The 22,608-nt window shown below is 54.7% G+C and carries 24 protein-coding genes; 12 read left to right on the top strand and 12 right to left on the bottom strand.

Features of this window, described 5'->3' with window-relative positions; genetic code table 11:
• The first annotated feature begins 8 nt into the window (after nt 1–8).
• The 8 genes from Q0824_RS07270 to Q0824_RS07235 all read left to right on the top strand — a co-directional run bounded on the left by Q0824_RS07270 (nt 9) and on the right by Q0824_RS07235 (nt 7,330).
• Complete coding sequence (locus tag Q0824_RS07270) at nt 9–509, top strand: BRO family protein (RefSeq protein ID WP_298448882.1); 501 nt, start codon at nt 9–11, stop codon at nt 507–509.
• Nucleotides 510–585: 76 nt separating this feature from the next.
• Complete coding sequence (locus Q0824_RS07265; protein WP_298448881.1) at nt 586–1,053, top strand: DUF1643 domain-containing protein; 468 nt, start codon at nt 586–588, stop codon at nt 1,051–1,053.
• Between the two features lie 33 nt (nt 1,054–1,086).
• Nucleotides 1,087–1,854, top strand: coding sequence for a metallophosphoesterase (locus Q0824_RS07260; protein ID WP_366521629.1), 768 nt, complete (start codon nt 1,087–1,089; stop codon nt 1,852–1,854).
• Between the two features lie 50 nt (nt 1,855–1,904).
• Nucleotides 1,905–2,471 carry a tellurite resistance methyltransferase TehB gene (gene tehB, locus Q0824_RS07255; RefSeq protein WP_298448880.1) on the top strand — a complete coding sequence of 189 codons (567 nt, stop codon included), beginning with the start codon at nt 1,905–1,907 and terminating at the stop codon, nt 2,469–2,471.
• Between the two features lie 5 nt (nt 2,472–2,476).
• Nucleotides 2,477–3,304, top strand: coding sequence for a hypothetical protein (locus Q0824_RS07250; RefSeq protein ID WP_298448879.1), 828 nt, complete (start codon nt 2,477–2,479; stop codon nt 3,302–3,304).
• Between the two features lie 292 nt (nt 3,305–3,596).
• Nucleotides 3,597–5,078: a cytochrome c gene (locus Q0824_RS07245; protein ID WP_298448878.1), complete on the top strand. Its 1,482-nt coding sequence runs from the start codon at nt 3,597–3,599 to the stop codon at nt 5,076–5,078.
• 10 nt (nt 5,079–5,088) lie between these two features.
• Entirely contained in the window at nt 5,089–6,699 is a 1,611-nt protein-coding gene (locus tag Q0824_RS07240; RefSeq protein WP_298448876.1) for a flavin monoamine oxidase family protein, read from the top strand.
• Nucleotides 6,692–7,330 carry a cytochrome c gene (locus Q0824_RS07235; protein ID WP_298448875.1) on the top strand — a complete coding sequence of 213 codons (639 nt, stop codon included), beginning with the start codon at nt 6,692–6,694 and terminating at the stop codon, nt 7,328–7,330. The genes Q0824_RS07240 and Q0824_RS07235 overlap by 8 nt, the downstream gene beginning before the upstream one ends.
• A 42-nt stretch (nt 7,331–7,372) precedes the next feature.
• On the opposite strand, the gene Q0824_RS07230 is transcribed toward Q0824_RS07235, so the two are convergent.
• Both Q0824_RS07230 and Q0824_RS07225 read right to left on the bottom strand, forming a co-directional pair.
• The gene (locus Q0824_RS07230) at nt 7,373–8,068 is read right to left on the bottom strand and encodes a response regulator (RefSeq protein ID WP_298448873.1); all 696 of its coding nucleotides are present in this window, start codon (nt 8,066–8,068) and stop codon (nt 7,373–7,375) included.
• Complete coding sequence (locus Q0824_RS07225) at nt 8,047–9,693, bottom strand: sensor histidine kinase (RefSeq protein ID WP_298448871.1); 1,647 nt, start codon at nt 9,691–9,693, stop codon at nt 8,047–8,049. Before Q0824_RS07225 ends, Q0824_RS07230 begins: the two co-directional genes overlap by 22 nt.
• A 182-nt stretch (nt 9,694–9,875) precedes the next feature.
• Here Q0824_RS07225 and Q0824_RS07220 point away from each other — a divergent pair, with 182 nt between their 5' ends.
• From Q0824_RS07220 to Q0824_RS07205, 4 genes are all read left to right on the top strand, one after another.
• Nucleotides 9,876–10,853 (top strand): tripartite tricarboxylate transporter substrate-binding protein, encoded by a 978-nt coding sequence (locus tag Q0824_RS07220; protein WP_298448869.1) that lies wholly within the window; start codon nt 9,876–9,878, stop codon nt 10,851–10,853.
• The gene (locus tag Q0824_RS07215) at nt 10,850–11,296 is read left to right on the top strand and encodes a tripartite tricarboxylate transporter TctB family protein (RefSeq protein ID WP_298448867.1); all 447 of its coding nucleotides are present in this window, start codon (nt 10,850–10,852) and stop codon (nt 11,294–11,296) included. The genes Q0824_RS07220 and Q0824_RS07215 overlap by 4 nt, the downstream gene beginning before the upstream one ends.
• A 2-nt stretch (nt 11,297–11,298) precedes the next feature.
• Nucleotides 11,299–12,825, top strand: a complete 1,527-nt coding sequence (locus tag Q0824_RS07210) for a tripartite tricarboxylate transporter permease (protein WP_298448865.1) — start codon at nt 11,299–11,301, stop codon at nt 12,823–12,825.
• A 90-nt stretch (nt 12,826–12,915) separates the two neighbouring features.
• A complete protein-coding gene (locus Q0824_RS07205) occupies nt 12,916–13,740 on the top strand; it encodes a sulfite exporter TauE/SafE family protein (RefSeq protein WP_298448862.1) in 825 nt (274 codons plus the stop codon).
• A 17-nt stretch (nt 13,741–13,757) separates the two neighbouring features.
• Here the strand turns inward: Q0824_RS07205 and Q0824_RS07200 are convergent, their stop codons facing one another.
• From Q0824_RS07200 to Q0824_RS07155, 10 genes are all read right to left on the bottom strand, one after another.
• Nucleotides 13,758–14,939 (bottom strand): AAA family ATPase, encoded by a 1,182-nt coding sequence (locus tag Q0824_RS07200; RefSeq protein WP_298448861.1) that lies wholly within the window; start codon nt 14,937–14,939, stop codon nt 13,758–13,760.
• A 2-nt stretch (nt 14,940–14,941) separates the two neighbouring features.
• Entirely contained in the window at nt 14,942–15,565 is a 624-nt protein-coding gene (locus Q0824_RS07195) for a DUF2894 domain-containing protein (protein ID WP_298448859.1), read from the bottom strand.
• The gene (locus tag Q0824_RS07190; RefSeq protein ID WP_298448857.1) at nt 15,562–16,218 is read right to left on the bottom strand and encodes an OmpA family protein; all 657 of its coding nucleotides are present in this window, start codon (nt 16,216–16,218) and stop codon (nt 15,562–15,564) included. The genes Q0824_RS07195 and Q0824_RS07190 overlap by 4 nt, the downstream gene beginning before the upstream one ends.
• Nucleotides 16,218–17,957, bottom strand: coding sequence for a DUF802 domain-containing protein (locus Q0824_RS07185; RefSeq protein WP_298448855.1), 1,740 nt, complete (start codon nt 17,955–17,957; stop codon nt 16,218–16,220). The genes Q0824_RS07190 and Q0824_RS07185 overlap by 1 nt, the downstream gene beginning before the upstream one ends.
• Nucleotides 17,954–18,670 (bottom strand): DUF3348 family protein, encoded by a 717-nt coding sequence (locus Q0824_RS07180; protein ID WP_298448853.1) that lies wholly within the window; start codon nt 18,668–18,670, stop codon nt 17,954–17,956. Before Q0824_RS07180 ends, Q0824_RS07185 begins: the two co-directional genes overlap by 4 nt.
• 152 nt (nt 18,671–18,822) lie before the next feature.
• Nucleotides 18,823–19,560, bottom strand: a complete 738-nt coding sequence (locus tag Q0824_RS07175) for a glutathione peroxidase (RefSeq protein ID WP_298448852.1) — start codon at nt 19,558–19,560, stop codon at nt 18,823–18,825.
• Between the two features lie 137 nt (nt 19,561–19,697).
• Nucleotides 19,698–19,943, bottom strand: a complete 246-nt coding sequence (locus tag Q0824_RS07170; protein ID WP_298448851.1) for a hypothetical protein — start codon at nt 19,941–19,943, stop codon at nt 19,698–19,700.
• A 171-nt stretch (nt 19,944–20,114) separates the two neighbouring features.
• The gene (locus tag Q0824_RS07165; protein WP_298448849.1) at nt 20,115–20,732 is read right to left on the bottom strand and encodes a TPM domain-containing protein; all 618 of its coding nucleotides are present in this window, start codon (nt 20,730–20,732) and stop codon (nt 20,115–20,117) included.
• Between the two features lie 54 nt (nt 20,733–20,786).
• Nucleotides 20,787–21,572, bottom strand: a complete 786-nt coding sequence (locus Q0824_RS07160) for a YgcG family protein (protein ID WP_298448847.1) — start codon at nt 21,570–21,572, stop codon at nt 20,787–20,789.
• Nucleotides 21,573–22,190: a LemA family protein gene (locus tag Q0824_RS07155; protein WP_298448846.1), complete on the bottom strand. Its 618-nt coding sequence runs from the start codon at nt 22,188–22,190 to the stop codon at nt 21,573–21,575. It lies immediately after the preceding gene.
• Nucleotides 22,191–22,608 lie beyond the last annotated feature (418 nt).

Here is a 22,608-nt window from a genome sequence, read left to right as displayed (position 1 = left end):
AGCGAAACATGAAAAATGAAATGGTTCATGCCATGACAGATAGCTTTGAGGGCCATGCCCAGCAGACCGAAAATGGAGTTGAGTACTGGCTGGCGAGGGACCTCCAGCAACTGCTAGGTTATAGCGAGTGGCGTAATTTTTTGTCCACTATTACCAAGGCAAAAACAGCCTGTGAAATATCAGGGCATGAAATCGGCAACCATTTTGTTGGCGTCAACAAAATGGTTGAGCTCGGCTCAGGTAGCCAGCGTGAGATAAATGACATCATGCTGACTCGTTACGCTTGTTATCTGATCGCCCAGAACGGCGATCCCAGAAAGCAGGAAATTGCCTTCGCACAAACCTACTTCGCCATGCAAACTCGCAAGGCCGAGCAGATCGAACAGCGCCTGCTGGAAACCGAGCGTGTGTCAGCTCGCAAGAGCACGTTACCAGCAATGATGCTGTGCGCCAGACCTTGCTCAGCCGAGGCATTCGCCCAGAAGCTCTGCCACCAGCGGAAGATGTAAAAAGGTTGAGCGACGTCTGACATCGGCCCAAAAGAAAGCGATTAAAAACCCCGACGGGCTGGAGGAAGAGTAAGCATTGAAAAACGCAGCTAAATTATCCGAGTGCAGGAAATACCGTTTTGCCCTGTGGCGAACATGGGATGAATCGAAACCCTATGTGATGTTTGTTGGGCTCAACCCATCCACTGCGGATGAGACAACTGACGATCCAACGCTAACCCGCTGTGTGAACTATGCGAAAGCATGGGGGTTTGGTGGTGTGTGCATGGCCAATATTTTTGCGTTTCGTGCCACTGCGCCAAATGATATGAAGGCAGCAGCAGATCCGATAGGCTCTGAGAACAACGAGTGGCTATTAAGGCTGTCTGGCGATGCGGGTTTGGTTGTGGCTGCATGGGGAAATGATGGTTCATTTCTGGGTCGTTCTGAGCAGGTAAAAGAGCTGCTACCGAACCTGCACTGTTTGAAGCTGAATAAGTCAGGTGAGCCGGCGCACCCGCTGTATCAAAAAGCGGATAGAAAACCTGTGCCGATGAGTGTTTAAAAACCGTGATTTCGAGCGGTTCTCCGAGGAGATGTGACTTTGCGCTTGCGAATACTGTCTGATTTGCACGTTGAGTGTTTTCAGGAAGGCCGTGAATTGCCGGAGGTAGCTGCGGATGTGGTTATCCTTGCCGGTGATATTCACCGCACAACAGAAGGTCTTGCCTGGGCGGCAGAGCGGTTTACCGGGCAGGAAATTATCTATGTTGCGGGTAATCATGAGTTCTACGGAACCAGCATGCCAGATGCCCGTGAAGCATTGCGTGCCGAAGCCCAGCGGCTGGGGATTCACCTGCTTGATAACGATACGGTAGATATTGACGGTGTGCGGTTTCACGGCACCACGCTATGGACAGATTTTGGGCTGTACCAAGGCCAGCCGAACGATGACCCTGTGGGAACCCGGCAGCGCGCACTGGCGTTCATGCCGGATTTTCGAATTATCCAGCAGCCAGCCGGTGAGGTGTTTACAGTTGATGAGAGCCAGAGGTTGCACGCGGAAGCCATCGCCTGGCTTGAAGCGGAGTTAAGCCAACCCGCACCAGGCCCCCGAGTGGTCGTTAGCCACCATGCACCCTTGCCAGAGTGTATTCCGCCCAAGTACCAGGGCGACTCCTTGTCGCCAGCCTTTGCTTCGAACTTGCGGGCGCTGATGGGGAGGATGGATCTGTGGGTTCACGGCCACGTTCATGAGCCCGTTGATTTGCAGGTAGAAGGTACTCGCGTATTCGCCAACCCGGGTGCTTATCCCAGAGAATACGACCCACCACTGTTTGCCGCAGATAGAATAATTGAGGTGTAGGTGCATAAACAAGTATGATGAATGCCTCAATTCAAAGTCGAGTGGATGTCATGACAACAGATCTGAATAGCCGGCACGGCTTGAACCCTGCGCATAGTGAATTGGTAGAGGCGTGCAAGGTTATTGAACCCTGCAAAGCCCTAGATATGGGCTGCTCCAACGGGCGTAACGCGTTGTACCTGAGCCAGCTTGGCTTTGACGTAACTGCCGTGGACAATAACCCTGGCGCTATCAACATGCTGCAGCAAATTGTCAGCAAAGAGGGGGTAGCCAATGTTGAGGCGAAGGTATACGACATCAATAACGCCGAGCTTGGCGCGGATTATGGTTTGATTGCCTGCACTGTCACCTTGATGTTTCTCGATCCGGCTCGTGTGGGTACTGTGATTGCTGACATGCAAGAACGCACTCTGCCCGGTGGCTATAACCTGATTGTTTGCGCCATGAACACCCCGGAATACCCATGCCCCGTTCCCTTCCCGTTTACCCTTGAGTCCGGGCAGTTGCGGAAGGCATATGAGGGATGGGAGTTGGCTAAGTACAACGAGGAGTTGGGCACTATGCATAATGGTGCCCAGTTGCAGTTTGCGACCATGTTGGCGCGGAAACCTGGTTAAATGCAGTGATCGCTTACCAAAAACAACTGCTTATGCTGCTGGCGGCTAGCTGCATTTCGGTGGCCAGCGCCGATGAAGCTTGCCTGACTTCTGCCCAGACGGATCTGGAGCGCGCCTACTGCGAAGTTGTAGAGCGCGGCGGCGGTGCAGGCTTGCCTTCCATGGTGGATTTCAGGCGTAATGATCCAAACGTGCAGGCGCTGTTGTTACGCCAGCCAGCCAAGCGTGTGGGATTGGCACTGCCCAAGGATTCCGCCAAGCCAAAACCTGTATCCAAACCAGAGCCTGAACCAGAAATGGCCGCACCAACGCGGCAACCCACGAAGACCTCCAGTTCTGAACCGTCGATTGCTCAGGGTCTGGCAGATTGCCAATTGAAGCGGGAACTGATTCAGTGCCCGAGCACGGCTTATAAACTGGCAGGAAATCGCACACTGGCAGCACTGGATGATGGAGTTCTGGAGCCGGGTAACCGCCTCGGAATCGAACCATTCAATGGTGTGCGGAATGATGATGAAGCCGTGCGATCCTATCTTTCGAACGCTTATGATCGATACATTCCCAAAATGTTGGCCATTGGCCTTGGCGCAAATACCATGAGCTTCACAGCGTTTCATAACGCTTTTCACACTCTGGAAGGCGGCGGCGTGGATTTCTCCGAGCGCATGGAACAGACCTACGAGTTACTCAAGCAGGATCGAAAAACGCTGGGCGTGAAAACCCGTTACCACGACGAACTGCCAGAAAACCTGGCTCAGTGTGTGACCATCGATTACAACATTGTTGTGTGCGACAACGTCGGGACCAACTGGGTGTTTGTTCGGGCGAAGTAGTGATTGTTTGTAAAAGTTTTCCATAGCCTCTGAATCCACCGGCAATTTGCTCACCCTTAACTAAGCCGCAACTTTACTTTTGAGCCCACCGATTCCCGGGGGGGCAAAATTTATAAAGGGGGCCTGACCTGGGTTTCAGGTCTACCACCGCGGCGAGCTATTGTTGAATTTCGTATATTTTGAACTACCCTTTTTGTGTCGGCTCTAGAAGAGTAGCAAGCTTGTTTTTTTGTGGATGAAGCCCCTGCTCGTGGTTGAGCGCTTGGTCTCCGTAACAAAACAGGACGGTAACATGCGGCCTAAATTTTATTCTGTAGCGCTTTTTGCGTTGGTTGGCGGCTTGGCGGGAACCGCTGCGGCTGCGCCCTCCGACACGGATGCGCAGTTGGTTGAAAGGGGCGAATACATCGCCCGGGCAACTGACTGCATTGCTTGCCATATAGGCCCGGATGGCACGCCATACGCGGGTGGCAAAGCGAACGCCACCCCCTTGGGTGACATTGTTGCGCCTAACATTTCATCATCGAAAAAATATGGAATAGGTGACTATTCCCTCGACGATCTCACTCGCGTTCTGCGCGACGGCAAGGCACCTGGCTGGAAGCACTTATATCCGGCGATGCCGTACCCGGATTACCGGGGTATGACGGACGAGGATATCGAAGCCTTGTACGCCTACCTTCAGAGCATCCCCGCTGTGGATCACGCCCCGGAAGCAGAAACCGATCTCAGTTTCCCATTCAATATACGACCCATGATGATCCTGTGGAACACCATGAACCTGGGTAAATACTCTCCACCTAAAGGGCTGGATGAGCAAGAGGCCCGGGGCCAGTATATTGTTGATCATATGGCTCATTGCGGCACTTGCCATACCCCGCGTGATGACATGATGGGTAGTGATTACGACCGGTACCTGGGGGGGGCTCAGCTCGGCAGTTGGTTTGCCTCCAATATCACCAGCGATGCAACCTCGGGTATTGGCGGCTGGAGCAACCGGCAGCTGGCGGAATACTTCAAGCACGGCCAAGTGAGCTACCTCGCTCAGGCTGTTGGCCCAATGGGGGAGGCGGTGCATCACAGCCTGCAATACCTCACGGAAGAAGATCGCTTGGCAATGGCAGCTTACCTTAAAACCGTACCCCCTATTTCTGATAACGAGCAACAACAGGCTATTTTCAAGCCCGAGCTTAGCGCTCCGGCAGAGGAGCTTGAGCCTGTGGTTGTCAAAGCGACCCGGTTTAACCCGGATCAGCTCAGCGAGCACGGCTTGAAGCCGGACGATATTGAGAATCCCGGCTCGCCCGAGGGGTTGTACGCTCAGCATTGCGCCGCCTGCCATCGTGACGATGGCCTGGGCCAGCCAGCGTCTCATTACGCAAGCCTGAACGGCAACACCACTTTGCGCAGCGCCAACCCGAGAAATCTGGTAGCGGTTATCCTCAAGGGCGTGGCATTCAGTGGCGCAACGCCCAGGCCCCTTATGCCAGGCTATGAGGGCAAGCTCGATAATCAGGAAATAGCCGATATTGCGAACTACGTGCGCAAGGAATTCGGAGGGCATTCAGCCAGCGATATTAGCAAGGACGATGTGGCCTATATTGCCTCCGGCGAGCAGCCGGTGTCGGATTTGATCCGCTATGCGCCAACACTGGCCTGGATAGGTGTGCTCATTGTTGTGTTGCTGATAGTGGCCGGAATCTGGATGTGGCGCCGCAGGCGTCACCAGGGTGCCCGGGCAGGTCGCAGCCATAACGTTCACCCCAAAGAATAAGGTCCGTCACATGACTACAAGCTCTTTTTTAACGCGGCGAGATCTGCTGACGATGATTGGCAAGACAGCCGGTGCTGCTGCAATGTATTCTGCGATGTCCTCGATGGGGTTTGCCAAAGCGTCAACATTTACCAGTGAGCTGAACCTTTCCGGGGCGCCCTCGGGCGCCAGTGTGTTGATTCTGGGCGCCGGCCTTGCCGGCATGACCGCCGCCTACGAAATGCGCAAGGCTGGCTACGACGTTACCATTCTTGAGTACAACCGGCGCCCTGGCGGGCGCTGCTATTCCATTCATAGTGGTGATACTTTTACCGACCTCTCCGGTGAAACCCAGCATTGCAACTTTGCGCCGGGTAACTACATCAACCCCGGCCCATGGCGTATCCCTTATCACCATTACGGTGTGTTGCACTATTGCAAAAAGTTCGGGGTGAAACTTGAGCCCTTTATCCAACTGAACTACAACGCCTACGTTCATTCCTCCAAGGCGTTTGGCGGTAAGCCCCAGCGCGTGCGCGAGGTATTGACCGATATACACGGCTACACCTCCGAATTGCTTGCAAAAGCGACGAATCAGGCTGCACTGGATGATGTGCTTACCCAGGAAGATGCTGATGCCTTGCTTGCCCAGCTTGATGACTGGGGCCACCTGACAGATAACCACAAATACCAGAAAAGCATGAAGGCCAGCGCCTATCGGGGTTACGAAAACTGGCCTGCGGCGGGGTTAATGCCCAAGCCGTCACCCAGTGAGCCGCTGGATTTCAAGGAGCTTCTGCATTCGGGTTTGTGGGGGATGCTGCTGGATTACTTTAACACCTCCTATCAGCACACGATGTTTGAACCTGCCGGTGGTATGGAAGAAATCGCGCGCGGGTTTGCCGGTGAGGTTGGTGATTTGATCGAATACGGTCGACAGATAGTGCGAATAGAACAATCAGATAAAGAAGTGACAGTGCATTATATCGACCCGGATAACCCGGATGATGTGATGACACGAACTGCAGGCTGGTGCGTGTGTACGATTCCCTTGTCTGTTCTCAGTCAGATTCCGGTGGACGTTTCCCCGGCAATGCGCGAGGCGATAGCGGCGGTGCCCTATGCAAGCTCGGTTAAAACCGGGCTTGAGTTCAAGCGTCGGTTCTGGGAGCAAGATGAAAGCATATTTGGTGGGGTGAGCTATACCGACCTGCCAATCAAGGCTATTTCCTACCCTATGTACGATTACTTCAGTGACGGGCCCGCAGTTTTATTGGGCGCTTACACCATTGATGACGCCACCAGCTTTACCATGTCGTCCATGCCGGCGCGGGAACGGATTGCGCTGGCGGTTGCTTACGGCAAACAGATACACCCGCAGTATGAGAAAGAGTTTCTCTCCGGTGTTTCCTGGTCGTGGCACCTTTCTCCTTGGTCTCTGGGTTGTTACGGCCTCTGGACAGAGCAGCTCCGTGAAGCCCATTACGACACTCTGTGCGAGATCGATAATCGCATGGTGCTTGCGGGCGAGCATTGCTCCTACATCCCTGCTTGGCTGGAGGGAGCCATTCTCTCCGGCATGGACGCCAGCAAGCGGCTCCATGAAAAAGCAACGGCTACGGCGAGGGCTAGAGATGCTTAAGAACAACATCACGTTTACCCTGCTTTTCCTCGGTATAGGCACATTGCCCTTGATGACGAGTGCTCAGGGAAACTCTTCTGATGACGGCCAGGAGACTGCCGTCAAAAGCCAGCCTGCAAGCAGTGAAAGCACATATAAAGGAGGTGAGAGCGGCGGCCCCAACTTGGCCAGGGATGCTGGCGAACGCCGCACACCGCCCTGGACAAACGACAGCGCAAATATAAATCTGAAACAGCCTCGAACGCCCTATGATGAAGACCTTTCAGAGCCATACTCAGCGGATGACTTCAAGGTAAAACCGGAATGGGAAAAGCTGTTTGCAGACCACAATCGCTTTTCCACTACAACGGGGGAGGAGCTTTATCACACCATGTGCCAGGCCTGTCATATGGTGGATGGCCAAGGGGCAAGTGGCGCAGGGGATTATCCCTCATTTGTAGGCGATGAGCGGCTGCGAACACCGTTTTATGCCATGGATGTAATCCTCAATGGTTTTCGGGGAATGCCAGGTTTTCGAGAAGAGCTGACCAATCAGCAGATCGCAGACGTTGTTAACTACCTCCGTACCCACTTCGGTAACCAGCTCGAAGCTGATGCCACCGCCGACGATGTTGCACGGGTGCGCCATTAGAGACGGGCAGATGCTGGGTGCACGTGGCCAATACTAATAATGTCAGGATGGCGGGCGCTGCATTCGGTAGCGCCGTTCTGGTCGGCCAATGCTGCCATAGCTGACTTCCGCCACAAGGGTGCCTGTGCCGGTCATGTATTCCAGATATCGCCTGGCAGTTGTGCGGGAAGCGCCCATAGCGCTGCCGACTTCTTCCGCGCTCCAGGGCTTGCCGCCTGCAATCAGTTCACGAATCTTATCGAGGGTAATTACATCAATGCCTTTGGGCAGGCGGTGGTTTTGATCGTGGTGTGTATCGCCGGAATTGCGTGGGAGTATGGCGTCCACTTCATCCTGCCCAAGGTGTTTTAGTGTGGACAGGCGCGCAAGATGGTCGCGAAAGCGGTTGATGGCTTCTTCCAATCGTTCGAATACCAGTGGCTTTAGAATGTAATCAAACACGCCGCCGCGCAGAGCGGTGCGAAGGGTCTCAACCTCTTTGGCAGCGGTTATCAGAATGATGTCGGTGCTGTTGTCGCTAGCGCGTAGCTCGCGCAATAAATCCAGCCCGCTGCCGTCGGGGAAATACACATCCAGCAATATCAGGTCGGGCTGCAGTACCTCAGCCTGTTCCCGTGCATCGGCCAGAGTGTGGGCTATGCCGCACAGTTCCACCTGCTCCAGGCGCTGAACAAAGCGGCGTTGGATTTCCGCAATCTGGCGGTCGTCTTCGGCGATCAGCAGTCGGATTGGGGGCACGGTTGGCTCCTGCCTGTTGGTTTTTTGGGTAAGTATAATGTGAAGCGGCTGCCGCCAGCCGCGCTCAGGTTTTCCACGGTAATCGAGCCGCCCCAGCTATCCAGAAACTTGCGTACCAAATGTAGCCCATATCCGTGTTTATGGCCGGCTTTGCTGGTTACGCCCTTCTCAAAAATCTGGTTTTGCAGTTCCGGGGCCACACCCGGGCCCTGATCTTCCACTTCAAAGATCAGTTCCTGGCCAAGATCTGTCATAGATAGCTGTACCCGACCGTTTGCGCCTGTGTGGCGGCGGGTGGCTTCCAGTGCATTATCAATCAGGTTGCCCAGCACGCTCACCAGCTGATCCCGTGGCAAGTTGTCTGGCAGGTCCGTCATCTGGCTGCCTGGGTCTATGTCCAAGTGCAGGCCCATTTCCCGCGCGCGGTTGTGTTTTCCCAGCAAGCAGCCGGCAATGATCGGGTCTGGCACGGCTTCCAGTAGCAGGTGAATTAGTGCCTGATGACTGCTCACTTCACTGCCGATAAGCCCCAGTGCATCGTCGTAGGCGCCCAATTGGATCAACCCGGCAATGGTGTGCAGTTTGTTGGAGTATTCGTGGGTCTGGCTGCGCAGCGTATCGGCGTACTGTTGAATGTGGGTGAGTTGCTGGCTGACATGATCCAGCTCGTTGCGCAGGCGGAAGCTGGCCACTACTCCGATAATGTCGTCGCCTTGGCGCATGGGCAGTCTGTTGACCACCATCTGCTTGTTGCGAAGCCATATCTCACGATCGAAATCCGGTATGCCACTGGTTAAAACCGACATCAGGTCGCTTTCCGGGATTATGTCGAGAATGGGCCGGCCGGCTATGGGCGTGTTTTCATCCAGGCCCAGGGTGGTCAAAGCCGCGAGATTAACGGTAGTTATAACGCCATCGCGATTGATGGCGATGATGCCTTCACGCACGGATTGCAGCGTGGCGTCGCGCTCCTGGAACAGGCCGGCAATTTCTTCCGGTTCCAGGCCAAAAATTGCACTTTTGAAACGGCTGGCAATCACCACAGCGGCCAGAATACTCACCAACAACACTACGCCCAGAACGCCGTAAAGTATGAAGTTGTAGTGCTGCACAGTGGCCTCAACCTGAGCCACACTGTAGCCCACCGACACTATCCCGATGATGGCGCCGCTGGCGGGGTCAAATACCGGTGCTTTGCCGCGCATGGACTCGCCCAGATTACCTAAGGCCCGGGCGATATAACCCTCACCCTCTACCAGTGCTTGATAGCCGTGATCGCCATCGTCGTCGGCCATTGAGTGCCCAATGCGGCTTGGCGAGGGGTGAGCCAGGCGGATGGCATCGTGGTCGCCAATAACGATAAATAAGGCTTCGTTGGTGGTGGCTAGCGTGTGGGTGAGGGTGTTCAGGTCTTCAATGTTACGCTGCTGAATGCCTTCTATAATTGAGGGGCTTGCGGCGATGGTTTTAGCCACCATCAGAGCGCGCTGGCCAATCTCGTTGTACAAGGATTCGCTCAGGTAGTAACCCGCAAACAGGCCAATAAACAGAGTTTGTAATGCGCTCAATAGGCCCAGAGTGAGAATCATGCGGGTTTTGAGTTTTGTGCGTCGCTTTGAAGGCATAGGCTTTATTCAGAATCGTCTGTCGGCGGCAAGGTTCAGGTTAAATCAGGCAAGCGAAGTTTGCTCGTGAACTTTATGAACAAAAAGCGCATTAGTTTTTTTAAGTGAATTACGCTCGCAAGCTTCAGAAAATACGGATTGCCTTCTAGTCTGTTTATTGAAACAACAATGAGGTGATGAATATGTTTTTCAAAACAACAATAGCATTTGCAGCAGCGGCTGCGTTCAGTATGTCAGCCATGGCATGGGAGCCCAGCGGAAAAGTTGAGTGTTTGGCACCGGCCGATCCTGGCGGCGGCTGGGATTTTACCTGCCGTAGTGTGGGTAAGGTTATGCAGGATCTGGATCTGGTAAGCGGCTCTGTACAAACCGTAAACATGGCGGGTGCAGGTGGCGGCGTAGCTTATGCTCACACCGTAAGTAAGCGTAAAAACGACGAAAAACTGATTGTCGCGGCCTCTACCGCTACAACTACCCGTTTGGCTCAGAAGCAGTTCCCCGGTATGGATGCTTCAATGGTGAAGTGGGTCGGTGCGTTGGGCGCAGACTACGGCATCATCGCAGTGAGTAAAGATTCCAAGTATGAAAACCTGAACCAGTTGATGGACGCGCTGAAAGAGAACCCGCGTTCGGTCAAGTTCGCCGGTGGCAGTGCCCGTGGCGGCTGGGATCACCTGAAGGTGCTTATCGCAGCAAAAGCGGCTGGTGCTGAAAACCTCCCTTCTATTCCTTACCTGTCGTACAACAACGGTGGCGAAGCCATGACCCAGGTAGTGGGTGGCCAGGTGGATGCGTTCACAGGTGACGTATCGGAAGCAACCGGCTTTATGGATTCCGGTGATTTGCGCGTGATTGCAGTGCTTTCTGAAGAGCGCTTGCCGGGCAAATTCAACCACATTCCTACCGCTCGCGAACAAGGCATTGATGCGCTTGGCCCCAACTGGCGCGGATTCTATATGCCGAAAGACACCTCCGCAGAAGCTCAGAAGTACTGGGTAGACGCGGTAGACACCTTGTACGCCAGTGATGAGTGGAAGGCGGTAATGAAGAGCAACGGCCTGATTCCGTTCCACCCGAAAGCCGGCGAGTTTGAGAGCTTTGTAACCAACCAGGTGCAGGACATTGAAACCCTGTCCCGGGAAATCGGTCTACTGAAATGACTGGCCTGGGCGACCGTATTCTGGGCTTGTGCCTGTTGGTGCTAGCGGTTGCCTATGGCTGGGTGGCGCAACAGTGGCCTGAACCCTTCGGTGGTACCGAAGGGGTAGGGCCGGAAACCTTTCCCACCATGCTGGCCGTTGTGCTGGCGGTGGGCAGCCTGTACTTGATGGTCAAGCCGGATGCTGATACCCAGTGGCCTGTAGGAAAAACAGCCCTGGAATTGGTGGTTTCGATCATTGTACTGGTGATTTACGCGCTGCTGCTTGAGCCATTGGGCTTTGTTATCTCCACTACCCTCGCTGTTGGCGCTTTAAGCTGGCGCATGGGTGCACCTGCTAAATCTGCGTTTGCAGTTGGTCTGGTCAGTGCCATTGCGGTGTTTGGGCTATTTAACTATGGCTTGTCTCTGAGCCTGCCCACTGGCTTGTTGGGAGACTTTTGACCATGGAAACACTTGGCTTTCTGATGGACGGGTTTGCGGTAGCGTTAACGCCGTACAACCTGATGTTTGCGCTCTTTGGTGCCTTTGTGGGCACGTTGATTGGTTGCCTGCCAGGCTTGGGCCCGGCAAATGGCGTAGCCATTCTGATACCTCTTGCCTTTACCCTGGGCTTGCCGCCTGAAACGGCGATGATTTTGCTTACTTCCGTGTATGCAGGTGCCATGTACGGCGGCCGGATATCGTCGATCTTGTTGAATATCCCGGGCGATGAGCCAGCCATGATGACCTGTCTCGACGGCTATCCCATGGCGCAAAAAGGTCGGGCGGCAGATGCCTTGGCCATATCGGCGATAGCCTCCTTCGCGGGCAGTCTGATCGGTACCATAGGGCTGATCATGCTGGCACCGGTGCTGGCGCGCTTTGCGCTGACCTTCGGGCCGGCGGAGTACTTCGCACTGTTCTTGCTTGCCTTCGCTACGCTGGGGGGCATAACCGGCAAGAACCCCATGAAGACAGTGATTGCAGCTGCAATGGGTATCATGATTTCCACCGTGGGAATCGATATCTCTACCGGCACCCAGAGGTACACCGGGGGTGTGCTGGAGCTGTATGAGGGCATCGACTTCATCTTGGCGATTGTGGGCTTGTTTGCCATATCCGAGCTTCTGTTTTTTGTAGAAGCACGCATGGGCAAAGGCCGCAGCAAAGTGAAAATGGGCAAGATGACGCTGACCTTCAAAGAGGTCGTGTCGACAGTACCCACTCAGTTGCGTGGTGGTTTGCTCGGCTTTATCGCCGGAGTGCTGCCAGGTGCGGGAGCCTCTCTGGGAAGCTTTATAAGCTATACCCTTGAGAAGTCGGTACTGGGCAAAAAAGGCCGCTTTGGTGAGGGCGATATTCGTGGCGTTGTGGCACCGGAAGCCGGCAACAATGGCGCGGCGTCGGGTGCCTTGGTACCCATGCTAACCTTGGGTGTGCCTGGAAGTGGTACTACAGCAGTATTGCTGGCGATGTTGATTTCCCTCAATATTACGCCTGGGCCTCTGATGTTCACCCAGAACGCCGATATTGTGTGGGGTGTTATTGCCGCGCTTCTGATCGGTAACGTGTTGCTGCTGATACTGAACATTCCTATGATTGGAGTGTTTGTAAGGCTGCTGTCCGTGCCACCGATGTACCTGCTTCCGATAGTCACCATGGTGGCGTTCGTGGGCATCTACTCCATCAGCCATAGCACCTTCGATCTGTACTTCATGATTCTGTTTGGTGTTGGCGGGTATCTTCTGCGAAAGCTGGAAATTCCCTTGGTACCCATTATTCTTGGCCTGTTGTTGGGGCCAGAAATGGAGAAGAACCTGGGCCATGCGCTGATACTGTCGGATGGTGATTGGACCACACTCTGGTCGAGCCCACTGTCGATAGGATTGTGGTTGGTAGCCGGCCTTGGTTTGGTGTTGCCAACGTTGGTTGGGCCGATTCTGCGCCGCCGCATGCGCAATGCGATCAAGGAAGGGCCTGTTAGCGACTAAGCGCTAAGGTCAGCCGCTTCGGCGGAAAATAGGAAGGATGTGCACCGGGCTTTGCCCGGTGTTTTTTTGTTTTCCACAGCACAGGAAGTTATGTCCGATTTTTCTCTAATCCAGTATGCCTTGGTAGCCCTTATCTTCATCTGGAGTGGCTTCGTGCGCTCTGGGCTGGGCTTTGGCGGTGCGGTGTTGTCGCTGCCTTTCCTGTTGCTGGTGAAAGATGACCCGCTAATATTTCTACCCATCATTGCGGTGCATCTGCTGTTTTTCTCATCTCTGACCATCTGGATGAACAATCGCAAAAGTCGCACCAGAAAAGCCGGCGATGGCAGCCAAAAGCTGACCGGATTTGGGCCAGATGCGGCCGCCAAAGCCCCCGAGGGCACGGTTGACTGGCCCTACCTCTGGCGGATGCTGGGCATTATGATCGTGCCCAAGCTGATTGGCGTGTTTGGCCTGTTTACGCTGCCACCCCATGTACTGAGTGCGATTATTTTCGTGATTGTTGCGATCTACTCAGTGTCGTACATCATTAATCGACCTTTCCGCAGCCGAAGTAAAACCGTGGATGTGATCTTGCTGATGGCCGGTGGTTACATCAGCGGCACCTCGCTGATCGGCGCGCCGCTGATTATTGCGGTGGCATCTCAGCATGTGGCGCGGGAGAAGCTACGCGATACCTTGTTTGGCCTTTGGTTTATTCTTGTGTTGATCAAGCTGGCCGCGTTTATCTGGGTTGGGCTTGATCTGCAGTTGATTCATCACTTGTGGCTACTACCATGCGCCGCCATAGGGCATGTGATCGGGCTACGTTTTCACGAGCGCATTCTGAAGGCGGAAACACCGGTGTTTTTCCGCATGCTGGGTGTGGTGTTGTTGGTGGTCAGTAGTGTGGGTATGGTTAGCGCGTTTCTGTGATGTTCAAAGCATCAACGTTAATCAGGCCATTGCCAGGGTGGTGCGTCCAATAACCCCTGGCCCACCACAACGGTTTCACCCAGTTCTTTGTTCAGGGCCATCGAGTTGCAGTCACCATCCCTTTCCAATGTGGCTACCAGCCGTGGTGCGTGGGAAACCACCCAAACCTGAGTCTCCCGCGAGGCACGGATAATCAGCCGCCCGAGTGCAGGAAGCAGGTCCGGGTGCAGGCTGGTTTCCGGTTCGTTCAGCACCAACAGGGAAGGGGGGCGGGGTGTAAGCAAGGCTGCCACCAGCAGAAGGTAGCGCAACGTTCCGTCAGAAAGTTCCGCCTGGTTCAATGGCCGCAAAAGCCCTTCCTGAAGAAACTCCAGAACAAAGCGATTACCCGAGTCTGCCGAAAAATTTATTGTTGCTCCGGGAAACGCATCCTCAATCGCGTGATACAACGCTTGGCGGTCGCCTATCTCATGTATGGTTCGCAGAGCAGCAACCAGGCTATGGCCATCGTGGTCGAGTACAGGGGTTCGTGTGCCTATCTGTGGCGTGCGAATGATGGAGTCGGGGTCGGTTCTGAACTGATCGTAGAAGCGCCAGTTGCGGATGGTTTGTCTTACAGCGTGCACTTCAGGCACAGCCACCGGGTCGCTGATTTCGTTGAGGATGCTTTCGTAAGAATTTAGGTGGGCGTTATACACCTCCCACTTTCGGCCGGAGCGTATTTTTACTACAGGCCCGACGCGGTCGATCAGGCAGCTGCTGGGCCGGCAAACATCGCCCACCCAAATGCATTCGCGCTTTATTTCCGGGTCGAATTGAAACATGGAGGGGTCTTTATAGCCGGCAAATCCCTGCGGTGCTGGCATCCCCAGTGATATGGCGTAGCTGAACTCTTCACCCGCAAAGCCCAGTCTCAGGCGTGAGTTGTGTTTTCGGGCGGAGCCTTGAACAGGCGCGGAACCTTCTCTCATGCCGCTGGTGAAGTTGTCTGGCCCGGCCCAGAAGGTGTAATCCAGCCCGCCTTCCTGTGCGATCGACGAAATCAGGTTTCCTTTCGCCGCTTCTGCGAGTAGGCGCAGCGATTTGTACAGGTTGGATTTGCCACAACCGTTTGGGCCCGTAACGACATTAAGACCCGCCAAGGGCGCGACAACGCTCTTCAGGCTGCGGTAGTTTGATACTGCGAATGCATTGATCATATTCACAAGCCTTTTCGCCCTAATCGTTCCAGCGCCATTAACGTATCTGTGTATTTCACCAGCCGGTTCAAATATTCCGGTGACAGCTTCTGCATTTCGGCCATTGCTAGGCTCACCAAGCGGTGGGCGTTCATAGGGCCCGCGTCTTCTGGAGCTTGTTCGATGGCGTTGCGAACACGGGCCTGAAGGGCTTGTTCACCACGGTCTACCGATGCTCTGGTCATGGCTTTGAGTGGCAGGTGGGAGCTGGTGCTGGAAGCATGCTGCGGGGCGGTAGAGCCTTCCTCGGGCGTTCCAAATACCAACTGTTCCAGGGTAGAGCGGGGCTGAATTTGGGGTGCTGTCGGGGTTTGATTCAGCCTGTCCAGCAGCTTTGTGAGCGGCGAAGGGGCAGCGGTTTCAGTGGCTTGTGATGACGGCTGCAGAGCTTCGAATCGTGTCTTGTAGTCTGCAACTGCCTGCTCCAGCTTCTGCCAGTGCCGAGTGTGCTGCAGGCCTTTCGTTTCCAAACGCAGCGCCAAAGCTTCCAGGTAGCGGAAGCGAGCCGGGTCCATCTGGTCGGCTCCGGAGTTTTGGAGGTCTTCCAGTTGCGGGTGCAGGGCAGTGGCTTCAGCTATGGCAGTCATCTATTGCCAACCTCCGCTTCAGCGTTTGCAGGTGCTTGAGGTGCTAGAGGCACGGTACTGATCTCTACCCGCCGATTCTGAGCGCGGGATTCTGAATCAATATTTGGCACCGCCGGATGGTGCGGGCCAAAGGCAGCGGCGAACACCCGGTCGTTGGGCAGGCCAAGTTCTATTAATGTCCGGGTGACTGTGAGTGCCCTCTGGGCAGACAACCCCCAGTTGTCCTGATACCGGTTGCCGCTGTGCATGGGAAGGTCATCGGTGAAGCCGCTGATCATCAGTAGTTCCTGGTGCTGAGTCAGATAGGTTTGCAGCGGGGTGACGAGGGCTTCGAGTACGTCCACGCCGTCGGCTTGTAGCTGATCCGAGTTCAGTTCAAACAGCACGTTGCCACTGATGCCAATGCGGCCATTGTGAAAGGTTACCAGGCCTTTGGTGAGCGGATCTTCCAGGGCTTGCTCCAGGGCTATGCGCCGCTGCTCTTCCGCTTCTCGCTTGGCTTTTTCTTCCTCCAGGGACTGGCTCAGTTCCAACTGAACGCCAATCACCCACACCAGAATCAGCACCAGAATACCCACCAGCGCTGCCATCAGGTCTGAGAATATCGCCCAGATAGGGGTGGACTGCTGTTCGCCGTCTTCCAGATATTCCATCAACTGGCTCCGCTGGTCTCGGCGTGATTGGCGATCAGGGCCGAGGCCGCATCAATCACATCTTTCTGGGAGCTCACGGAGAGGTCGATGACTTCCCGGGCCTGGGCAACGTAATAGGCCAGTTGTTCGTCGTGGCGGCTGCCGGCGTTATCCAGTGCTTTCTGGATGTTAGCCAGGCTTTCCTGCAGCTGAGAATTGGACGCGCTGAACAGTTCCACTGCGGCAAGGAAGGATTCACTGAGGGCGCCGACTTCCTGGCTACTGCCGGTGATGTCTTCGCCCAGCTTGCCGAGTTGCTGGCTTTGTTCCTGAATCAGAACATTGAAGCGTTCGCTGATGCCTGTGAGGGTGTCACCTGCGCCACTGATAAGAGAATCAACCGCCTCGCGCTGGCTGTCTGCATTGGTGCGCTGGGATTCCAGGAGGCTGTCCAGTTCCTGAACCAGCCGCTGACGCTCTTCCAACAGTTGGTTTTCACGTTCGCTGTTGCGAGCCATCTCGCTTTGCAGTTGCGAGATCACATGTGCGGCGGCTTTCGGGGTTTCCGATGCGGTTTCTATCAGGCGGGCCATGGGGGCTTCCAGGCCTGCGCCCAATTCAGTCAGGTGCTTGGTGACGATAACTTCAAGCTGGGCCAAACGGTCATTGGCTGCCTCGCCTCGGGCCGCTTCTTGCTTATGCAATTGAGAGAGCTGCTCGCTGATACGGGTGATGAGAGTATCCAGGCCTTGTTGCTGTTGAGTGGCAAGCTTGGTGCTTTGCGTCTGGAAGATTTCGGTGAGTGCAGTTAGTTGTTGCTTGGTGGTGGCTGACCAGTTTTCGTGGAGCTTTCCGGCGTTGGACTGCAGAGCTGTCATGGCTTCGGTAACGATCGGCTCTATGCGTTCAGCGGTCAGGCGACTGCTGGATTCCAGAGCTTTCTGAAGGGACTCGGCCACGGACGTTGCCAGGGTCTGGTAGTGGCCGCCAACGGTTGTGTGGAATTCCTGTTGATTGCGGGTAAGGGATTGCTCAAGCTGCTGGCCTAGCTGCTCCATGCGGGCGGTCATGGATTCCATAGCCGTAGCCATTTGGGGCAGGGCCTCCGCTTGGGATTCCAGTGCTTTGAAAGCCTGTTGGCGCTGGTAGTCCGCCGACAGGTGGTGTAATCGCTGGCGCAGGGTTTTATCCAGCTGGCGGGATACCTGCAACCGTTCGCGGCGGCTGAGTGTAGAAGCCAGTCCCAGCATGGCAGACGCTGCAACACCGGCAATGGACGTGCCGAAGGCCAGGCTCAACCCGGCAATGGGGGCCGCCAAAGCGCTACGAATTACACTGAGTTCGGTACTGCCATCCAGTGCCGACGCTGCGCCGCTCAAAGTCACAATCATGCCGGCAAAGGTGCCTAGCAGGCCAAGCATAACCAATAGGCCGACCAAGTAGGGCGTAAACTGCGGGCTTGGCAGTGCAGCAAAGTGCCCATCGATGCGCCTCTGGACTGAAAACTGCACTTGTTCCGGCAAGCCAGAGAGCCAGCTTGCGAGTTGCTCGCGGTTTTCCGGCGTGGTGCTCAGTTTCTGTTCCAGACTCCGGGTTGTGCTCCGGAACCCCATCAATTCAACAAAGCCCAACGTGTAGACCGCCGCAATGATGACCGTTACGGAAAGCGCCAGCAGGTCAGAGCCTAAAAAACGTTGGCCAATCCAGGCCGTTACCGCCAAACCTGTGACAAAAGCGAAAAAGAAGAAAAGTCTGCTCATGGAGAATCCATTACCTCGTTGTGGCAGGCCTCAAGCAATCCCAGTACTGGCTCCAGCCGAACATCCAGTTCAGCGAGTAATAGATTCTGCGCTTCTTCGCAGTAACGGTGGAGCCAATCATCCGGCGCAATGCCGGTTTCGTGGGAGGGATCAGAGGTTGTTTGTTCTGATAGTGATAGTGCTGGGGAAAGCGTTTGGAAGCGCTGTTCCAGCACTTTGGAAATATTCGAGAAACACTGGCTGGTGTACCCGGCCATCGCATGGTCGAAGGTTGAATCCAGTTCTGCCAGCCTGGCCAGCTTCTGGTTGTGATCCTTCATCGCTTTTCGGGTTTTGTCCCGAAGCTGCCGGCTTGCGGCGACTACTCTGCGTTGCAGGGCGAGCCAGCTATTCAAATACAGCTCAAAATCCACACTATCCGTTGGTTCAATGTCATCGCCGTACGTGGAGATTTTTCGAACGAGTGCTCTGCGAGTGGTGGCCAGTTCCTGAATTATCCGCTCAAATGTTGGCCCTTGGTTCATGCCCGGATGGCGGGTTCGAAAGGCAATCGCAGAATCCAGAACCAGGGTGTCGGAAAGCCCAAACAGTCGCCCTAGCCGTTCGCCGCAACAGGGCAGCGGGCCGTCAGCGAGCGGTGCCCCGGATTGGGCCAGCAGCTGCAGCAGCCTTGGCGGTGAAACCCCGGCAGAATGTGAGGGTGATTGAGTCATCAAATAATCGCGCACAGGTTTGGGTAACCGAAAAATCCCGGGCTTTCTGGGCGACTATTCTAAAGGGTATGGGAGGTGATTGATAATGACTGAATTGCCAGAAATATATGCCCGAACAGGCGATGCCCGGGCATATATACACTGCTAATCGATCAGCGTTTGGCCATCAACGCTTCGAGTTCATCGGCGCCGCCAACCAGCTGGCCGTCGATAAATACTTGCGGGGTTGTGCCCTTGCCGGTCACTGCTTGCAGGGTGCTGTATGACAAGCCGCCACTGCCCAGCGTTATCTCCTCATACTTGAAACCCTTGTTCTGCAGCAGCGATTTAGCGCGAGTACAGTGCGGGCACCCGGGTTTCGTGAATACTGTTACCCGTGCCGGCAGAGTTGCATCCGGCTTGATGTAGTTAAGCATCGTGTCGGCATCGGACACGCCAAACGGGTCACCAGGGCTGTCTGGCTCAATGAACATTTTCTCGATGGTGCTGTCTTTTACCAGCATGGAATAACGCCAGCTTCGGTCACCAAACCCGATGGCACTCTTGCTGACCAGCATGCCCATTTCACGGGAGAAGTCGCCGTTGCCGTCTGGAATGAATTCGATGTTGTCGGCGTGCTGATCTTCAGCCCAGGCTTGCATAACGAAAGGATCGTTCACCGACAGGCAGATTACCCTGTCTATGCCCAACTCCTTGAATACCGGTGCCAGCTCGTTGTATCGCGGCAAATGAGTGCTTGAGCAGGTGGGAGTAAATGCGCCCGGCAAGGCAAACAAAATGACCGTTTGTCCCTTGAATAACTCGTCGCTGGTTACCGATGTCCACTCGTTGTCATGTCGAATGGGAAACGTAACCTGGGGGACTTTTTTACCTTCCGATGAACTTAACATTTAAAACTCCTTGGAGTTTGTGGGGTGAGCTGTGTCGATCGATCGCTTTGGGTTTCATTACATATGGAATGCCAACGCGCCGACATTAAAGTCAGCAGCGAGGGCAGTGGTGAGGTCAGTACTAGAGGGTGGCTGGACTACAGGTTGGCAAAAGCTGCATCAAAATCTTTCGCCGCAGCGTCAGTGAACTCAAAGTTGCTCCTGATATAGGTCAGCGTGGCCTTTTCTGTTTCCGTCACACCTGCGCCGTCATTGGCGGACTTGAATAGATCTGCGACCTCGTCTTTGGATAGCTTACCTTCGCCCTTTCCAGTGGTGTGCTTGCGGGCAAGTTCCAGCAGTTCTTTTTCGTATTTTTGACCGTCTATTGTTTCGTATGCCATAACAAAGCCAACTCCTTTTAACAGTGATTCTGGGCCGCCCGACGCCGGGCGGCCCCTCTGCAGGCAGACCAGTTAAAAACGACTCCATCCGGCGGACCTGTGAGATTAATACAAGCACAGGGTTTGGGGTTGCGCAAATAATGAGCTGGGCGACCACCAGGCTCAAGCCTCTTACGACAATATAACCAGATGATTTGGCAGTTCATCTTTTTGGCGAGTGGCTGGCACTTTGGCTTTCAGGTGCTTTCCACAGTTTTCAATGCAGGAAATAAAACCCTTTAGGGTCTCACCCTGTTTCACCTCTTTTGTGAATGCCGCAATGATGTCTTCCCAGGCGTCGTTATCAATTTGGCTCGATATTCCCCGGTCTACCAGAATCTCGACATAACGCTCGGCTTCAGAGACGAAAATCAGCATGCCGGTGGCACCTGCGGTGTGGTGCAGGTTCTGCTCCAGAAACTGGCGCCGGGCCAGATTTGACGCACGCCAATAGCCTACAGATCGGGGAATCAGTCGCCTGTTGATGCCGGGTATCCGGAACACCAAGCTAAGCAGGGCAAACACCCCCCATTGGCTGAGGAACAATAGATCGGCCGACAGCCAGTCGGTAAAGTAGTTAATAATTCCGGGAACCAAAAGCGCAATGATCCCGGCCCAGAGCAGGGGGATGTATGCGTAATTGTCTGCCTGGGCGGTTAGTACCGTTACCACTTCTGCGTCGGTTTCCCGCTCAACTGCAGTGATAGCGGCCGCAACTTGTTCCTGTTCCTGTTTGCTTAGTAATGTCATGGGGTATCACTGTTTGTTGAATTAAAGGCGACGATTCCAGAGAGTATTTGCGCGCTACCACCCACCGGACGCACCTCCGCCGCCGAAGCCTCCGCCTCCGCCGCTAAAGCCGCCACCACCGAAACCGCCACCACGGCCGCCCAGGCTGGCGCCGAGCAGTGCACCACCTACCAGAGCCGCGCCAGATCGGCCGCCCCGGCCGCGGCCACCACCAATGAAGAAAATGACTGCCATAATGAACAGGAAAAACATCAGCACCGCTTTTGGGTTGGGCTTTTCCTGGGGGCCGGTACCGGTTCTGCCTGGTACCACCAGGGGCTCTCCGCCTAGAACCTGAACCATGGCGGCAGCGCCATTGGCTATGCCCTGTTCAAACTGACCCTGCTTGAAATCGGGGGCAATAATCCGGTTAATAATGGTGGCGGATGCCGCATCAGTCAGGCGCCCCTCAAGGCCATAGCCCACCTCTATCCGAATCCTGCGTTCCTGCTTGGCAACGATCAGCAGGGCGCCATTATCCTCACCCTTCTGACCTATGCCCCAATGCCGGCCTAGCTGATAACCAAAGTCTTCTATGCCATACCCCTGAAGATCGGGCACGGTGACGACCACAACCTGTTCTGTTGTGCTCTGTTCGTGGGCCTCAAGCATTTGGGCTATCTGGTTTTCGGTGGCAGTGCTGAGCATCTCTGCGTTATCTACCACCCGGCCAGTCAACTCCGGAAACTCCGGCGCGGATTGCGCCAGAGCCGCTGATACCGGCAGTACGATCAGCGCAAGTATGACCGCGACAGGGTGGCGGAAGGCGCAGCGGAAAGCGTGGCGAGAAGAAAATTGCATTTAAAACGTCACCTTCGGAGCTTCGTCAGCATTTTGTGCAGTGGCCTCGAAGTTCTCACGCACCTCCATTTCACTATAGAGAATGGAGTGCCAGATTTTACCCGGGAAGGTGCGGATCTCAGTGTTGTAACGTTCTACTGATTGAATAAAGTCACGCCGAGCCACCGCTATGCGGTTTTCGGTGCCTTCAAGCTGCGATTGCAGGGCAAGGAAGTTCTGGTTGGATTTCAAATCCGGGTAGCGTTCGGAAACGGCCATTAACCGGCTAAGTGCGCTGCTAAGCTCACCTTGGGCCTGTTGAAACTGTTGGAGCTTCTGAGGGTTGCTCAAAATGCTTTCATCTACTTGAATAGAAGTTGCCTTGGAGCGTGCCTCAATAACTGCGGTGAGGGTTTCTTTTTCCTGGGCCGCAAAGCCTTTAACGGTCTCTACGAGGTTAGGTACCAGATCTGCCCGGCGCTGGTATTGGTTTTCAACCTGCGACCAGGCGGACTTAACCTTTTCGTCAAAGGTGGGAATGTTGTTGATGCCACAACCGGTGAGCAACAACGCCAGCATGAGCAAGGTTGCCAGTTGCCGTATTGAGCGCAGGGGTGAGTAGGTTGGCTGTGTATGCATGGTGTTAGGGTTCCCTGAAGATGACCAATGCCCCCGAACTAAGGGCCGTGAATGAAAGAAAGGGTCTCACACTCAGCCATTTCAAAACAGCCTGCTAGACTATCAATTGATACGGATATCCGTGTGGATGTTCCAGAATATACTGGTTGGCGCACCCGGTTCATCCCAGGCATTGAAAAAGGAAGGGTGTCATGCAGGGGGTAAGTTGCCCGCATAAAGCTATAGCTCCGGGCTTACAGGGAATTTACAGGCGCGTCGTTCATCGGATTAGCTGGTTGGTCATCGCCATCGCTGTTCTGGTATTGGTGTCCTGGGTGTTTGATATTGAGGCAGGAAAACGAATACTGCCTACTTTTCAGTCCATGAAGTTCAATACTGCACTTTGCTTTCTCGCCTGCGGGCTTCTTTTACAGTGTAA

This window comes from uncultured Marinobacter sp., assembly GCF_947488835.1.
GTDB lineage: Bacteria > Pseudomonadota > Gammaproteobacteria > Pseudomonadales > Oleiphilaceae > Marinobacter.
This window is presented reverse-complemented; position numbering and strand designations above follow the sequence as displayed.

What these genes read in the sequence shown, in the direction of transcription:
- Q0824_RS07270 (WP_298448882.1), top strand. Translation starts at nt 9, where the DNA reads ATGAAAAATGAAATGGTTCATGCCATGACAGATAGCTTTGAGGGCCAT.
- tehB (WP_298448880.1), top strand. Translation starts at nt 1,905, where the DNA reads ATGACAACAGATCTGAATAGCCGGCACGGCTTGAACCCTGCGCATAGT.
- Q0824_RS07245 (WP_298448878.1), top strand. Translation starts at nt 3,597, where the DNA reads ATGCGGCCTAAATTTTATTCTGTAGCGCTTTTTGCGTTGGTTGGCGGC.
- Q0824_RS07240 (WP_298448876.1), top strand. Translation starts at nt 5,089, where the DNA reads ATGACTACAAGCTCTTTTTTAACGCGGCGAGATCTGCTGACGATGATT.
- Q0824_RS07235 (WP_298448875.1), top strand. Translation starts at nt 6,692, where the DNA reads ATGCTTAAGAACAACATCACGTTTACCCTGCTTTTCCTCGGTATAGGC.
- Q0824_RS07225 (WP_298448871.1), bottom strand. Translation starts at nt 9,693, where the DNA reads ATGCCTTCAAAGCGACGCACAAAACTCAAAACCCGCATGATTCTCACT.
- Q0824_RS07220 (WP_298448869.1), top strand. Translation starts at nt 9,876, where the DNA reads ATGTTTTTCAAAACAACAATAGCATTTGCAGCAGCGGCTGCGTTCAGT.
- Q0824_RS07215 (WP_298448867.1), top strand. Translation starts at nt 10,850, where the DNA reads ATGACTGGCCTGGGCGACCGTATTCTGGGCTTGTGCCTGTTGGTGCTA.
- Q0824_RS07210 (WP_298448865.1), top strand. Translation starts at nt 11,299, where the DNA reads ATGGAAACACTTGGCTTTCTGATGGACGGGTTTGCGGTAGCGTTAACG.
- Q0824_RS07205 (WP_298448862.1), top strand. Translation starts at nt 12,916, where the DNA reads ATGTCCGATTTTTCTCTAATCCAGTATGCCTTGGTAGCCCTTATCTTC.
- Q0824_RS07200 (WP_298448861.1), bottom strand. Translation starts at nt 14,939, where the DNA reads ATGATCAATGCATTCGCAGTATCAAACTACCGCAGCCTGAAGAGCGTT.
- Q0824_RS07195 (WP_298448859.1), bottom strand. Translation starts at nt 15,565, where the DNA reads ATGACTGCCATAGCTGAAGCCACTGCCCTGCACCCGCAACTGGAAGAC.
- Q0824_RS07190 (WP_298448857.1), bottom strand. Translation starts at nt 16,218, where the DNA reads ATGGAATATCTGGAAGACGGCGAACAGCAGTCCACCCCTATCTGGGCG.
- Q0824_RS07185 (WP_298448855.1), bottom strand. Translation starts at nt 17,957, where the DNA reads ATGAGCAGACTTTTCTTCTTTTTCGCTTTTGTCACAGGTTTGGCGGTA.
- Q0824_RS07180 (WP_298448853.1), bottom strand. Translation starts at nt 18,670, where the DNA reads ATGACTCAATCACCCTCACATTCTGCCGGGGTTTCACCGCCAAGGCTG.
- Q0824_RS07175 (WP_298448852.1), bottom strand. Translation starts at nt 19,560, where the DNA reads ATGTTAAGTTCATCGGAAGGTAAAAAAGTCCCCCAGGTTACGTTTCCC.
- Q0824_RS07170 (WP_298448851.1), bottom strand. Translation starts at nt 19,943, where the DNA reads ATGGCATACGAAACAATAGACGGTCAAAAATACGAAAAAGAACTGCTG.
- Q0824_RS07165 (WP_298448849.1), bottom strand. Translation starts at nt 20,732, where the DNA reads ATGACATTACTAAGCAAACAGGAACAGGAACAAGTTGCGGCCGCTATC.
- Q0824_RS07160 (WP_298448847.1), bottom strand. Translation starts at nt 21,572, where the DNA reads ATGCAATTTTCTTCTCGCCACGCTTTCCGCTGCGCCTTCCGCCACCCT.
- Q0824_RS07155 (WP_298448846.1), bottom strand. Translation starts at nt 22,190, where the DNA reads ATGCATACACAGCCAACCTACTCACCCCTGCGCTCAATACGGCAACTG.